Source organism: Lysinibacillus sp. NPDC056220, from assembly GCF_049315265.1.
GTDB lineage: Bacteria > Bacillota > Bacilli > Bacillales_A > Planococcaceae > Lysinibacillus > Lysinibacillus pinottii.
In genome coordinates this window covers 42,821-57,714 of sequence record NZ_JBMOXD010000003.1, presented here as the reverse complement: position 1 = coordinate 57,714, position 14,894 = coordinate 42,821, and the positions used below count along the sequence as shown (strand labels likewise).

General features: G+C 38.5%; 13 protein-coding genes and 1 riboswitch. Of the genes, 8 read left to right on the top strand and 5 right to left on the bottom strand.

Translation table 11 applies throughout. The features are described from left to right. Window positions 1–102 precede the first annotated feature (102 nt). The gene (parC, locus tag ACOZBY_RS10355) at window positions 103–2,541 is read right to left on the bottom strand and encodes a DNA topoisomerase IV subunit A (RefSeq protein ID WP_036163749.1); all 2,439 of its coding nucleotides are present in this window, start codon (window positions 2,539–2,541) and stop codon (window positions 103–105) included. Next, the gene (gene parE / locus ACOZBY_RS10350) at window positions 2,538–4,514 is read right to left on the bottom strand and encodes a DNA topoisomerase IV subunit B (RefSeq protein WP_031416030.1); all 1,977 of its coding nucleotides are present in this window, start codon (window positions 4,512–4,514) and stop codon (window positions 2,538–2,540) included. The genes parC and parE overlap by 4 nt, the downstream gene beginning before the upstream one ends. A gap of 537 nt (window positions 4,515–5,051) precedes the next feature. On the opposite strand from parE, the gene plsY reads away from it, so the two are divergent. From plsY to ACOZBY_RS10320, 6 genes are all read left to right on the top strand, one after another. Further along, entirely contained in the window at window positions 5,052–5,654 is a 603-nt protein-coding gene (plsY, locus tag ACOZBY_RS10345; RefSeq protein WP_031416032.1) for a glycerol-3-phosphate 1-O-acyltransferase PlsY, read from the top strand. Window positions 5,655–5,673: 19 nt separating this feature from the next. Further along, window positions 5,674–5,964 (top strand): HesB/YadR/YfhF family protein, encoded by a 291-nt coding sequence (locus ACOZBY_RS10340; protein WP_031416033.1) that lies wholly within the window; start codon window positions 5,674–5,676, stop codon window positions 5,962–5,964. 147 nt (window positions 5,965–6,111) lie between these two features. Further along, window positions 6,112–7,656, top strand: coding sequence for a spore germination protein (locus ACOZBY_RS10335; RefSeq protein ID WP_203582484.1), 1,545 nt, complete (start codon window positions 6,112–6,114; stop codon window positions 7,654–7,656). A 27-nt stretch (window positions 7,657–7,683) separates the two neighbouring features. Further along, complete coding sequence (locus ACOZBY_RS10330; protein ID WP_031416037.1) at window positions 7,684–8,883, top strand: Ger(x)C family spore germination protein; 1,200 nt, start codon at window positions 7,684–7,686, stop codon at window positions 8,881–8,883. A 4-nt stretch (window positions 8,884–8,887) separates the two neighbouring features. Then, window positions 8,888–9,121, top strand: coding sequence for a hypothetical protein (locus ACOZBY_RS10325; protein ID WP_031416038.1), 234 nt, complete (start codon window positions 8,888–8,890; stop codon window positions 9,119–9,121). 33 nt (window positions 9,122–9,154) lie between these two features. Beyond that, window positions 9,155–10,954, top strand: a complete 1,800-nt coding sequence (locus ACOZBY_RS10320) for an endospore germination permease (protein WP_422762228.1) — start codon at window positions 9,155–9,157, stop codon at window positions 10,952–10,954. A 55-nt stretch (window positions 10,955–11,009) separates the two neighbouring features. Here ACOZBY_RS10320 and metA read toward each other — a convergent pair whose 3' ends face one another. Continuing rightward, window positions 11,010–11,945 (bottom strand): homoserine O-acetyltransferase MetA, encoded by a 936-nt coding sequence (metA, locus tag ACOZBY_RS10315; protein ID WP_012294631.1) that lies wholly within the window; start codon window positions 11,943–11,945, stop codon window positions 11,010–11,012. 98 nt (window positions 11,946–12,043) lie between these two features. Then, window positions 12,044–12,153: riboswitch (SAM riboswitch) on the bottom strand. Between the two features lie 202 nt (window positions 12,154–12,355). Between metA and ACOZBY_RS10310 the strand changes: the two genes are divergently transcribed. Continuing rightward, window positions 12,356–12,727 (top strand): nucleotide excision repair endonuclease, encoded by a 372-nt coding sequence (locus tag ACOZBY_RS10310; protein ID WP_025116318.1) that lies wholly within the window; start codon window positions 12,356–12,358, stop codon window positions 12,725–12,727. Window positions 12,728–12,772: 45 nt separating this feature from the next. On the opposite strand, the gene ACOZBY_RS10305 is transcribed toward ACOZBY_RS10310, so the two are convergent. Both ACOZBY_RS10305 and ACOZBY_RS10300 read right to left on the bottom strand, forming a co-directional pair. Beyond that, window positions 12,773–13,156, bottom strand: coding sequence for a hypothetical protein (locus tag ACOZBY_RS10305; protein ID WP_332291910.1), 384 nt, complete (start codon window positions 13,154–13,156; stop codon window positions 12,773–12,775). A gap of 21 nt (window positions 13,157–13,177) precedes the next feature. After that, a complete protein-coding gene (locus tag ACOZBY_RS10300; protein WP_012294634.1) occupies window positions 13,178–13,960 on the bottom strand; it encodes a TrmB family transcriptional regulator in 783 nt (260 codons plus the stop codon). A 127-nt stretch (window positions 13,961–14,087) separates the two neighbouring features. On the opposite strand from ACOZBY_RS10300, the gene ACOZBY_RS10295 reads away from it, so the two are divergent. Next, window positions 14,088–14,858, top strand: coding sequence for a TSUP family transporter (locus ACOZBY_RS10295; RefSeq protein ID WP_008178734.1), 771 nt, complete (start codon window positions 14,088–14,090; stop codon window positions 14,856–14,858). Window positions 14,859–14,894: the final 36 nt, after the last annotated feature.

The window sequence follows — 14,894 nt, the reverse complement described above, 5'->3', positions numbered from 1 at the left end:
ATTATACCCATAGTTGATCTTAAATGACAAGATGCTAATTTTGGATAGTTGTGCCACTATAAACAAATAGCCCAGCTCTACTTATAGAGACTGGGCATGATGTTAGCTTGGTTTTTGTTCTTTTTTGGCCGTTAAAACATGTGAGATGGCTCCATCTGTTGCAATGTCCACTTTAAATGAACCATTAGAATGGCGATCAGCGCGCGTCAATGCATGGACATCGATAACCTCTTGTATGCCTTTTTCAGTTTCAATCACAACCTGCTCATCGTCTGTTGCTTGAATAACAGCGACAATTCGATGAGGATTTGCTTTTAATTCTGTAAGGACTTTAAGTCCACGCTTGGCACGACTTGCTATTTCTACCTCTGCGACATTCATTTTCTTTACAGCCCCTCGTTGTGTCACAATAACGACATATTGTGTTTCGTCTGGCTGTAGGACATTGACCCCAACTAAAGCTTCTCCATCTTTTAGCGTAATACCTTTAACACCGCCCGTTTTCACTCCAGTAACTGGTAGTTCTTCAATAGGGAAACGAATGGCATAGGCCGTATCAGTTGTTAAGAGCAGTTCCGCATCATCAGTTATAAACGATGCATAAATCATTGCATCGCCCGCTTTAACATTCATTGTTTTAATTGGCTTCGAATAACGCGTCACAGCATAATCTGCTAATGGCGAACGTTTAATTTGGCCATCTTTCGTAGCAGTTAAAATATACATATTTGGCTGTTCAAATGTTTCAAAGCCATAAACTGCAATAATCGACTCATCTTCACTTGTTGGCACAATACTTGAAATATGCTGTCCAAGGTCCTTCCAGCGAATATCAGGTAATTCATGAACAGGCTGGTAAATATAATTCCCTCTATTTGTAAATAACAATAGATGATGTTGTGTATTTAAGTTTGCTTCATACAATAAGTAATCGGAATCTTTCATCGCAAAATCTTGACCGTTGGAGGCGGCATGGGATCGTGTAGATGTACGTTTAATATAGCCATCTTTCGTGACAGTCACTACAACCTCTTCACTTGGAACAAGGACATCTAATGTAATTTTAATTTCTTCTATTTCTTGTTCAATTTTCGAGCGACGTGGCTCTGTGAAACGTTTTTTAATATCTAGCAATTCTTGTTTAATGACGCGTACAAGCTTGGCCTCGCTTTGTAAAATTCCTTCTAGCTTGGCAATCAATTTGTTTAAGTCATCCTGTTCTTGACGGAGTTCTGTAATATCGGTATTCGTTAAACGATATAATTGCAGGCTCACAATCGCCTCTGCCTGTACCTCAGTAAAATCGAACTTCGCCTGTAAATTGAGCTTGGCGTCCTTCTTATCGTTAGAAGAACGAATCGTAGCAATAACCTCGTCTAGAATAGATAGGGCTTTAATTAAGCCATCCACGATATGGGAGCGATCCTTTGCCTTTTGTAAATCATATATAGAACGATTTGTGACCACTTCTTTTTGGTGAGTAATATAGGAATCCAGCAATAATGGTAATGTCATCATCGTTGGACGACGATTATGAATGGCAATCATATTAAAATTGTAAGCTACTTGTAAATCTGTTGTTTTAAATAGGTACTGTAGAATCCCCTGTCCAGGAACATCCTTTTTCAGCTCGATAACGACACGTAACCCTGTACGATCTGATTCATCACGAATTTCAGCAATCCCTTCAAGGCGTTTATCTACACGTTGCTCATCAATTTTTTTCACAAGATTCGCTTTATTCACATCGTATGGTAATTCGGTAACGACAATTTGCTCTTTTCCGCCCTTGATAGGTTCGACCACAGCTTGTGCACGGACAATAATTTTACCGCGCCCTGTTTCATATGCCTTTTTAATGCCGTCTACACCTTGAATAATTCCGCCTGTAGGGAAATCAGGACCCTTGATAACTGTCATCAATTCATCCACTGTCGCAGTAGGCTTGTCTAAGCGCATCAAAACAGCATCCAGCACTTCATCTAATGCATGCGGTGGAATATCTGTTGCATAACCCGCAGATATCCCTGTAGAGCCGTTTACTAATAAATTAGGGAAACGAGCTGGTAAAACAGTTGGTTCCATATCCTGGTCATCGAAGTTTGGCACGAATTCAACCGTTTTCTTCCCAATATCTCGTAACATTTCACCAGCAATTGCAGAAAGTCTTGCCTCCGTATAACGCATGGCTGCTGGTGGATCTCCATCAACCGAACCGTTATTCCCATGCATTTCTATAAGCATATGGCGAGCTTTCCAATCCTGACTCATACGAACCATCGCCTCATAGACTGAGCTATCTCCGTGCGGATGGTAATTACCGATTACATTTCCGACTGTCTTAGCCGATTTACGAAACGGTTTTTCATGTGTATTACCTTCCGTAAACATTGCATATAAAATACGACGCTGTACTGGTTTAAGACCGTCACGTGCATCTGGCAACGCGCGGTCTTGAATAATATATTTACTATAGCGACCAAAACGGTCACCCATTACTTCTTCTAAAGGTAAATCTTGAAACTTTTCTGTACTACTCATGCTTGGCCCTCCTCTTGTTGGATGAATTCATTTTCTAAAATGTTAGCATCATCCTCCATACCGAAGTCTACATTGGCTTCGATCCATTTACGACGTGGCTCTACTTTATCGCCCATTAACGTCGTGACACGTCTCTCTGCACGTGCACCATCCTCGATAGTGACACGAATTAATGTCCGTGTGTCAGGGTTCATTGTTGTATCCCATAGCTGGTCAGCATTCATCTCTCCAAGACCTTTATAGCGCTGTAATATGTAACCCTTTCCAACTTGTTTGATGGCCTTTTGTAAATCGTTTTCTGTCCAAGCATATTCAATCACTTCTTTTTTGCCAGTTCCTTTCGAAACCTTATAAAGTGGTGGTAACGCAATAAAGACTTTTCCAGCCTCGATGAGCGGACGCATATAACGATAGAAAAACGTTAGTAGCAATACTTGAATATGCGCACCATCCGTATCAGCATCGGTCATAATGACTACCTTATTGTAGGCTGAATCCTCCACAGCAAAATCTGTACCTACACCTGCACCGATCGCATGAATAATCGTTGAAATTTCTTCGTTTTTCATAATATCTTGTAGCTTGGCTTTTTCTGTGTTAATAACTTTCCCACGCAGTGGTAATATCGCCTGGAATGTTCGATCACGACCTTGTTTTGCAGAACCACCCGCTGAATCACCCTCGACTAAATATAATTCATTTTTCGCCGCATTACGTGACTGTGCAGGCGTTAATTTCCCAGACAGAATCGTACTACCCTTTTTGTTTTTCTTACCATTTCGTGCATCCTCACGGGCTTTACGAGCCGCCTCACGCACTTGCTGCGCACGAATCGCTTTACGCACAAGAGACGCTGACAATTCAGCATTTTCCTCTAGCACATATAAAATTTGCTCAGACACCACACTATCTACCGCTGAACGAGCCTCACTCGTACCAAGCTTGCCCTTTGTTTGTCCTTCAAATTGTAATAAGTGCTCTGGAATACGAACAGATACGATAGCCGCTAAGCCCTCTCGAATATCCGTTCCTTCTAAGTTTTTGTCCTTGTCCTTTAATAAGCCAATTTTTCTTGCGTATTCATTAAAGACACGCGTCAAGGCTGCTTTTGCACCTGTTTCATGTGTACCGCCATCTCGTGTACGTACATTATTGACAAACGATAAAATCGTTTCAGAATAACCATCATTATATTGGAAGGCAAACTCTACTTCAATATCGTCTTGAATACCCTCAACATATTTCACAGGATGAAGAACATCCTTCTCTTCATTCAAATACGCAACGAAAGCTTCAATGCCGTTCTCATAAAAGAACACATCATTTTTGCCTTCCTCGCGCTCATCGATTAATTCAATTTTTAAGCCCTTTAATAAAAAAGCCGACTCACGTAAACGTTCTGCTAATGTATCATAATTAAATTTTGTGACAGAGAAGATTGTTTCATCAGGTAGGAAATGAACAAGCGTTCCTGTTTGTTTTGTTTGACCAATTTCTTCAAGTGTTGTCACTGGATGTCCACCATGCTCGAAGCGCTGGCGATATTTTTTCCCATCACGATGGATGGTTACTTCTAAAAAAGTTGATAGCGCATTCACAACAGAAGAACCTACACCGTGCAAACCGCCACTTGTTTTATAACCACCTTGTCCAAACTTACCACCTGCGTGTAGGACGGTAAAAATAATTTCAGGAGTAGGTTTACCCATCTTATGCATACCAGTTGGCATTCCACGGCCGAAATCGCGTACGCTAATACTCTGGTCTTTGTGAATCTTGACAATAATATGAGATCCAAAGCCAGCCAATGCTTCATCCACCGCATTATCTACGATTTCATACACAAGGTGATGAAGTCCACGGCCATCTGTCGAACCGATATACATGCCTGGTCGTTTGCGCACCGCTTCTAATCCTTCTAATACTTGTATAGCGTCATCATTATAGACGCTAGGTGACTGTTTATTCGTCAACAAAATTCCCCTCCAAAAAACAAACACATGTTCTATTTATGTTCTCATCCTAATAATAATAGCATTTCCTGTCAATAGTTAGCGACAGGTCCAATTAAATTTTTAAAAATTGCTCACAGTTTTAATAAACATTTCAATAGTAAACATCTTCAACAGTTGCTTAAAATTGGAATTTAAGCAAGACAGACAACCACTAGTATCCGTAAACACCTGACGCATCGTAGCTTATTTAGTTGCAAAATAGTGTTTCTGCGTCATTCCATGTAAATGAATAAAGTTAGACTTCTATTCTACCAAAGGAATGAACGATTGACAAAATTGCCATTTTGCCTAGATTTTAAGAAAGACTTTTTTCGTGCCTTCATCAATCATGTCTAAAAGCCTATCTCCAACTTACATTTAGTTTCTTTTGTATTGAATTCAAGACTCCTTAGGAATTCTCCTTCATAACATTGTAGATTAGCAAGAAAAAGTGTAAAATACTTGTTACAAACTATTAGTACCAAGTGATGGACTATGAATGAAAGGAGTCCAACTATGATCAATGGACTTATTATTTTATGTGCTTATCTAATCGGCTCTATACCTTCAGGGCTATGGATAGGTAAAATTTTTTATAATACCGATATCCGAGAACACGGAAGCGGTAATCTAGGAGCAACGAATACATTTCGAACATTAGGAAAAAAGGCCGGTATTGTTGTGACTGTGATGGATGTTCTAAAAGGGACTGCCGCTGTCTTACTAGCTGCACTTCCCATATTCTCAGACAGTTCTATTCATCCCTTAATCCTAGGTCTTGTTGCAGTGATTGGTCATATGTTTCCGATTTTCGCCAATTTCCGTGGTGGAAAAGCCGTTGCCACATCTGCAGGTGTTTTATTAGGCTACTCATGGCCATTGTTTGTCTTGCTCCTAATTGCTTTTCTTGTGACATTGAAACTCACAAAAATCGTCAGCCTAACATCTATGATAGCCGCTTTAGTAGCACTTATCTATTCAATCGTTTATTATTTTGTTACAGGTGACTTTGCATTAAGCATCTTGGTAGCCTTTTTATTTACCTTTATTATTTATCGTCACCGTGCCAATATTGCACGTATTAAAAATGGCACTGAGCCAAAGGTAAAATGGCTGTAGGAAGAGAGGAGCATTCGCTATGAAAATTGCACTGACAAATGAAGCCCTACAATGGTTCAAGCAAGAGATGGAAGTAGAACCAGGCGATACTATTCGCTTTTATGCACGCTATGGTGGCTCAAGTCCTTTTCACGAAGGCTTTTCACTAGGTATGACGCGAGAAGAGCCCATTGCTATTGGAGCTGAAGCAGTCATAGATGGCGTAACCTATTACATCGATGAAAAAGATTTATGGTTCTTTAACGATCATAACTTACATGTGGACGTGGATGCTAGTTTAGATGAATTACAATACGAGTATCGTACATAAAACAGTATTTTCCTTTCAATCTTTGAAAGGAAATACTGTTTTTTTATTTGAAAAATAGTAGCTAGAATTTCATTCCTTTTTTCGTTTATCTCCGCATAAAGTTGTCCATTCTATAAATAATGAACATTCATTTGAGGAGGAAAGCGCATGTCCATATCAAATAAGATTGATCCCTCCCCATCCCTTACAACGGACGATTTATTAAATACTTCCCTTGCCAAAAATATAAAGGTCATTCGAAACACTCTTGGTCACAGCAATGACATCATAATACGAGAAATTACAATTGGTGAAACTGAACCCCATCGGCTCGCCATTATTTCCATTGATGGCTTATCTGATAAAACCATGATTTCGGATTCTGTCATTGATAAATTAATGGCGAATATTGAGGAAGAACAAGAAATAGAAATTACTACCATAAATCAATATGTGCGAAGTTCCTACCTAACTGTTGGTGACGTGATGAATATCGAGCATTTTACCACACTTTATCATGCCATACTGAATGGTGAGACCGTTATTCTATTAGATGGCTTTGCGGAAGGCATTGTAACAAGCACTAAAAGTGCAAAAGATAGAGCTGTGACAGAGCCATCAACCGAATCCGTCATTAGGGGTCCTCGGGAGTCCTTTACTGAAACTTTACGCACTAATACTGCGCTCATTCGGCGCAAAATAAAAAGTCCAAACCTTTGGATTAAGTCCCGTGTCATTGGTGAAGTGACACAAACAGACGTCGCTGTGATGTATATACATGGTATCGCCAGTGACAAAATTGTGGCCGAGGTGTTAGCGCGGTTAGACCGCATTAATATCGATGGCATTTTAGAAAGTGGCTATATTGAGGATTTTATTCAGGATTCTAAAAACACCATGTTTCCAACCGTTTACAACTCCGAACGTCCTGATGTGATAGCTGGTGAATTATTAGATGGTAAAGTGGCGATTCTAGTAGATGGTACCCCCTTTGTCTTAGTGGTGCCTGCATTATTTACTTCCTTTTTACAATCAGCAGAAGACTATTATCAACATTGGATGATTAGTTCCCTCATTCGTATCTTACGTTTCTTTGGTATTAGTTTGGCATTGGTAGCACCCTCTCTCTATGTTGCGATTACAACGTTTCATCAGGAAATGCTACCTACGGCCATGCTCATTAGTATTGCCTCTCAACGAGAAGGCGTGCCCTTCCCTGCCGTAGTGGAGGCACTTATTATGGAGCTTGCCTTTGAGATACTACGAGAGGCAGGGCTTCGAATGCCGCGAACAATCGGTCCAGCGGTGTCTATCGTCGGTACTTTGGTAATTGGCCAGGCAGCGGTAGATGCCGGTGTGGTCTCAGCAGTTATGGTTATTATTGTAGCATTAACGGCCATTTGTAGTTTTTTATTCCCTGCTTATGGTTTGTCCAATACGATTCGTGTGCTTCGCTTTCCATTAATGATTTTAGCTGCTATGTTTGGTCTTTTTGGAGTTATGTTTGGCATTATAGTCATTATTCTTCATTTATGCAGCATTCGTTCATTTGGTGTACCATATTTAAGTCCATTTGCCCCACTCATTATACAGGACCAAAAAGATGCTTTTTTATTGCTCCCACGCAGACGTTTATTAACACGTCCACGTTTGGTGAATCAGAAAAATGTTGTCAGAGGGCATAAATATGTCTCAAGAACAGGCAGGAAATAAAACTACTGAACAAATGAGGAATGAATTATGGCAAAAGTAAAAACAATTTGCTTACTATGTATCCTCCCTTTACTGTTAAGTGGCTGCTGGAGTAAGCGTGAATTAAATGAATTAGCCATTGTCGTAGCGCTTGGAATAGATAAAGTAGAGGACGAATTTGAAATTACAGTTCAAATTGTTGATCCTAGTGAGGTTTCAATGCGACAAGCCCCCACTCAGCGCACCCCAGTTATCAGCTATCATTCAAGGGGGGAAACAATTTTTGAGGCCATTCGTAAAATGACAACTACCGCTGCACGAAAACCCTATTTTGCTCATTTACAAGTAGTTGTCTTAGGTGAAGACCTCGCCAAAGAAGGAATTAGTGATTCATTGGATTTGATTGCACGAGACCATGAGTTTAGAAAAGATTTCGATGTCATTATGTCTCATGAGGCTACAGCTAAGGAAGTGTTAAATGTTCTTACACCTATCGAAAAAGTGCCTGCTCATAAAATCTTAAATTCGCTCAAGGTTTCTGAAAAAGTTTGGGGTTCTACAATTGCGATTAATATAGACGAATTGGTCACGAGGCTCAATGAAAAGGATAATGGAGCTTTAATTTCTGCTATTGAAATTCACGGGGACAAACAATTAGGTGCTGATAAAACAAATGTCCAACGTGTTAAAACTCCTGTGATATTAAATTATGCAGGATTGGCCGTCTTTAAAGGAGATCGATACATTGGTTTACTTTCAGAGAGAGAAAGTAAAAGCATTAGTTTCCTCAGTGACAAAATACAAAGTACCATTGAAATCGTCACCTGTCCAAAACAAGGTACGCTGTCGACTGAGATTACGCAATCCTCCACAAAAGTAAAGGGGTCATTTCAAAATGGGAAACCGCAAATTGATGTCCAAATAGATGTGGAGCAAAATGTAGGTGAGGTCGAATGTGATATTAATCTCACAAAAAATAAAACCATGGATTATATCAATAAAAAAACAGCACAAGGCATCGATGAACGTATTGAAAAAACGTTAGAAAAAATTCAGCAGCAATACCAAGTGGATGTTTTAGGCTATGGGGATGCCCTTCATCGTGCAGATGCTAAACAATGGAAAAAAATCAAAAATGATTGGCCAACTATCTTTCCTGATCTTCCTGTCCATGTTCGTGTAAAAGTAACGACACAAGGCTTAGGGACAATGCAAAATTCATTATTAAAAAAGCCAAAGGAGGAATAGTAGCATGGTATTAGCGGTAGCCGTCTTCATCATTTCGATCATTATTGCATTACTATTCATCCCAAAGCTCAAAAAGCAAAAGGAAACTAAAACCATTCTTGTTTTTTCTATTCTTTTACTAATTGGGACAGCACTTAATATGGGTATTGCCCTCAAAATAAATATCCCGAGCCCTCTAGATTTCGTAACTTTTATTTTTACACCTATTAAGGATTTTATCGTTTCACTCACAAAATAGTAGACACATCGACATGTATGGGAGGACAGTTAAATGGAAAAAGAAGTCATTAGTTCAAGACAATTTACAATTATTACGTCCCTCCTTTCTATCGGTACAGCCATTTTGATTATCCCTTCAACTATTGCAAGCTCCAGTAAGCAGGATGCCTGGATTGCTGCCAGCATTGGAGTTGTCCTTAGTTTACTAGTGGTGAAATTATTTTTGACGCTAGGCAACCAAACACCCACACTGAATTTTATTGAGGCAAATGAAAAAATTTTCGGTCGCTTTTTTGGAAAAATTACAGTGATTGGTTTTCTGTCCCTTACCCTATTTTCGGGAGGAGAACTATTATACTTTATTGGCATTTTTATGAAAACAGAGGTAATGCCAGAAACACCCACACTGGCATTCGCCTTGTTGTTTAGCATTATTATTATGTATGCTGCCTATTTAGGGTTAGAGACCTTTGCTCGCTCAGCAGAAATACTTTTCCCTATGTTTATCTTAATTTTTATTTTCTTTATTGTTTGTATTACTCCACAAATTAAGTTTGAAAATATACAACCAATTATGGAAGTATCCAAAACATCCATGTTCTATAGTATTATTCGCTTTATGAGCGTCTTTTCTTTTTCCCTAGTTATGTTATTAATGATTTACCCTGCCAGTGTGAATGTCCAGCAATCCTCAAAGAAAGGATTTTACATAGGCACGATTCTCGGTGGATTTGTTTTAGTAACATTGATTACCCTTTGCATACTAGTATTAGGGGCAGCCAATACGGCTTCCCGAACTTTTCCTAGCTATGCTTTAGCACAGAGAATCTCGATCGGCAACTTTTTACAGCGTATTGAAATTATCATGGCTTTTATGTGGATTACATCTATTTTTATTCGGACCTTTATGTACTTCTATACAACGGTTGTGGGAATTGCACAAATTATGAAACTGAAGGATCACCGCCCACTTATCTTACCAATGGGTATCATTATGATTGGTCTTTCACAAATTATTCATCCTGATATTGTCCATTCCGACAATTATAATAATGAAATTTGGCCTATCTATTCATTTATTTTTACCATTTTATTACCTATCCTGCTACTTATTGTAGCCGTCATACGTAATCGAAAATCACAAGGGAATGCGGCTGCGAATGCTAATCAGGGGCAAGTAACTGATGTGGGTGGTATTACGGATGTTAATCAAGGAAATCAACCTAACCCCGCTAATACGGATTCCCAACAGGATAATCAGATGAAACCTAATAATATGGCTGCCAATCAAAATAATCCAACTAACAATGGTACTACTGATTCCAACCAAGATAACCACACTAAACCTGACAAAATGGATGCCAATCAAGATAATCCAACTAACAATGGTACTACTGATTCCAACCAGGATAATCAGATGAAACCTAATAATAGGGATGCCAATCAAGATAATCCAACTAACGATGCTACTACTGATTCCAACCAGGATAATCAGATAAAACCTAATAATAGGGATGCCAATCAAGATAATCAGACTCACCATGCTACTACTGATTCCAACCAGGATAATCAGATGAAACCTAATAATATGAATGCCAATCAAGATAATCCAACTAACGATGTTACTACTGATTCCAACCAAGATAATCACACTAAGCCTGATAAAATGGATGCCAATCAAGATAATTCAACTAACGATGCTGCTACAGATTCCAACCAGAATAATCAGATGAAACCTAATAATATGGATGCCAATCAAAATAATCCAACTAACGATGTTGCTACAGATTCCAATCAGAACCATCAGGCTAAACCAGATATTACGGTTTCTGACAAGAAGAATTTAGAATAACAAAGTCTAATTCCTTCAGCTACTTAGCGAAGAAATTAGACTTTTTCATTGTTATTTAAATATGATATTCAATTTCGTCCACAAAGTCCCATTCATATGGTGTCTCTTGGTATACATAGTAGTTCAACCAGTTGGAGAACAATAAATGTGTATGGGCACGCCATGTATTCATCGGTTCCTTTTCTGGATCATCATTTGGGAAGTAGTTTACTGGAACGTTGATATCAATGCCCTTGGCAACATCGCGACTGTATTCATCAGCCAGTGTTGTCGCATCATATTCTAAATGACCTGTAATCATAATGTTTTTATTATCTTTAGATTGCACGATAAACACACCTGCATCCTCTGAATAGGATAATAAGCGTAAGTCTGGATGATTGCGAACCTCGTCAATCGAGACAGATGTATAGCGAGAATGAGGGGCTGTAAATAAATCACTAAAGCCTCGTACTAAATCCACTGTTAAATCAGTAATCACATGAGAATAAACGCCGGAGCATTTAGCAGAAAGCTCTATTTTTCCTATTCCATAATGATGATATAACGCAGCCTGTGCCCCCCAACATATATGTAGCACGGATGTCACATTCTTTTTAGACCAATCCATAATTTCAGCAATTTCCTGCCAATAGTTAACCTCTTCAAATGGCATTTTTTCTACAGGTGCCCCAGTAATAATCATACCATCATAACGTCGGTGACGAATTTGGTTAAACGTTGTGTAAAATAATTGTAAGTGTGATTTACTGACATTTTTAGATTCATGAGTAGCCGTGTTTAAAAAAGTAATATTGACCTGTAATGGTGTATTTCCTAGTAAACGTAATAATTGTAGCTCCGTTTTTTCTTTTTCGGGCATCAAATTTAAAATTAATATGTTTAATGGACGTATTTGCTGTGTTCTCGCACGATCCTCTTCCATCACGAAGATTTTCTCCTCACGTAAATGCTCCCCAGCAGGTAAATTTTTCGGAATATTAATTGGCATCTAGCATTCCCCTCTCTTTTTTGCTCCTTTTTCTAAAAAAATTAAAAATCCTCCACATTCCATATGAGATAGAATGAGAAGGATTTTTTTCACGTTCACTCTTATCTCTCAAAGGAAAAACCTTTGCTGGAATTAGCACCTTTCTAACATTTGTTAGAGGTTGCTGAAGCGTCATCGGGCCAAATCCCTCTGCTTCTCTTGATAAGATTATTTAATTATTTTGAATTGTAACATGGACTAGTTAGAATATCAATAATTCATAGAATATTTTGTTATTCCTATGCATGTTCTACATTCATTTGATAAACACTAAGCTTGCTGTATATGGTTATTCTACATGAAATTTTATGGTAAACATGCCGCTATTATGTTACCATATATCTTTAGTAATAGAGAGGAACGTGAATACTTTGATTAATATTGAATTTCCAAAACCAGATGTAGTTATTCGCCAACGCGAACAAGATGTAAAACCAGGTGATGTCCCAATTACACCATACTTTGGTTTCATCGACTTCCACAAAATCACACGTGATAAAGGCGGCATTTTCTTATTTTATAATGAAAAGAATGAGTTATTATTTGTCGGCAAAGCACGTAAAATTCGCCAACGCATAAAAAAACATTTTGAAGACAATGTATCTCCGATGAAAAACTATCGTGACGAGGTCTTCAAAATTGAAGTCTATGAAGTAGAAGATCCTATGGAACGTGAAATTTATGAAACGTATGCGATTAATACGTTCCGCTCCAAATACAATGTAGATAAAGTATTTTATTAATATCAATAAAAACCGAAATCTCTTTTTAGGGATTTCGGTTTTTTATTACAGCATGGTAATACGATCTATCGGCATGCTTTTGCCGTTAATATACAGTTCGATAATAGTCAGCTCCGCGCTTTTGTTGATGGCATAGACATAGGGTAGAGCTTCTTTCTTTTGCTCGCTTCCTTCCTTGAAATGAATGACTAACCTATTTTCATTAGCTGCTACACTTGCTAGCACATTTCCTTTTGAAAACATGACAAGATAGTACGTCACGTCATCTTCATACAATAACTGAATTCTGTCTGTAGCTATAATATGTTGTTGGATATGGTCAGGAACGATTGTTAGCTCTTGAATCTTAGGAAAAACCGGCAGCGGTGCAGAATCACATCCACCCATCAATAATAAATAAAGTAATACTGGCAACATCCATTTTTTCAAGATGCTCCCCTTCCCTTATAACTACTCTAAGAAAAATGCTTTACGTTCTTTAGCAATCCAGTCCTCCAGTTCATTATCATCGCGTTTTACTAGTCTATTGATAAGAACATCATGCCAAATATAATCCTCTAGTAAATAAATATGCACAGGGTCATTCGTTATAAATGCGGTTTCTTGGTTGGATGGCGAGTGACCATAAATCATTTCTTGACCATCAACCGATAAAATAAACCAATGAGGTGTAGAAGTCTTTCTCGTATAGTGTGTGGCTCTGTGCATGTCTATAGATGCTAGATGTTCCTCGACATATAAAGTGATGCCATGCACCTCCACATGCTGAGATACCTCTTCAATATCCTCACGTAAGGTATCGTACATATCTTCCCACATCGATAGGATGACTTTTGTCTCTGCTTTTTTTAATAAGGTTTGACAATAATTAACGATCGTCTGCTTCCCTTTTAGCATTAATACTTTAGATTCCGCTTCCTGTTCTTTCATTTCTAGTTTTTCTAACTGATCACTAATCGATGTAAAATTCGATTGCCAGCGCTGTTGAATTTGCTGCAAAAACATCTCGACAGGAATAGAAGAATAAGTCGTTTGATCCGCCGTTTCCTCTTTCAGTACGAATCCCTTTTCAACAAGACCATTTAATATGTCATAGATTCTAGCTCTTGGAATCCCAGAGTTTTTGCTAACTTGATAGGCACTGACATGACTATTTTGTACGAGTGCTGTATAGGCCTTTGCCTCATATTCTGTCAATCCCAGTTCTTTTAATTGGGCGATTAATTCATCCATATCATCCCTCCATACTTTTATTATAGGCTACTGTTGTGAACATTTGCCAATGAAAAAGTTAGGCTTTACAGCTTCAAATAAATTAGTTACTATTTCAGTAGTAACTAATTAAAATGAGGTGTAAGACATGGTTTTTGATGTGGATGTACATATTCTAATACTTTTAATTTCGTTTGGATTTCTGGCGGCATTTATCGATTCAGTCGTTGGAGGTGGCGGTTTAATTTCCTTACCAGCTCTATTGTTTGTTGGCCTAAATCCAGCCGCCGCTGTGGCAACCAATAAGTTAGCAGGCGCAATGGGCTCACTTACTTCGTCCATTTCCTTTTACCGTTCTGGTCAGCTTGAAATTCGATCTGTGCTGAAATATTTCCCTCTCGCCTTCATTGGATCATTATGTGGTGCATGGACTGTTCATTTAATTAACCCAGCTCTACTAAAACCATTAATGCTTATCATGCTGGCAGCTGTTGGGATTTATACGATCTTTAAAAAAGATTGGGGCGCTGTCTCAACGGTAAAAAATCTGTCGAAAACCCACTTATTTTTATTTATGATGCTATTATTTGCTATTGGATTTTATGATGGGTTTCTTGGTCCAGGAACGGGCTCATTTTTAATCTTTAGCTTCTTGCTTGTTGGCTTTGATTTTTTAAAGGCGGCAGGAAATGCGAAATTTTTAAATCTAGCAAGTAATGTGGCAGGTGTTTGTATGTTTGCTTACCTAGGTCAAATCCATTATGTCTATGGTTTAGTCATGGGGGTTGCTCAAATTGGAGGGGCTATGCTTGGCTCTCGTATGGCCATTCAAAAAGGAAGCGGCTTTGTCCGGACGCTTTTTATTATTGTGACAATGACACTCCTTGCAAAAAATGCCTACGATTATATGATTCATTAATAAAAAAACAACGCCACAGTCCAAAATTTGCGGCGT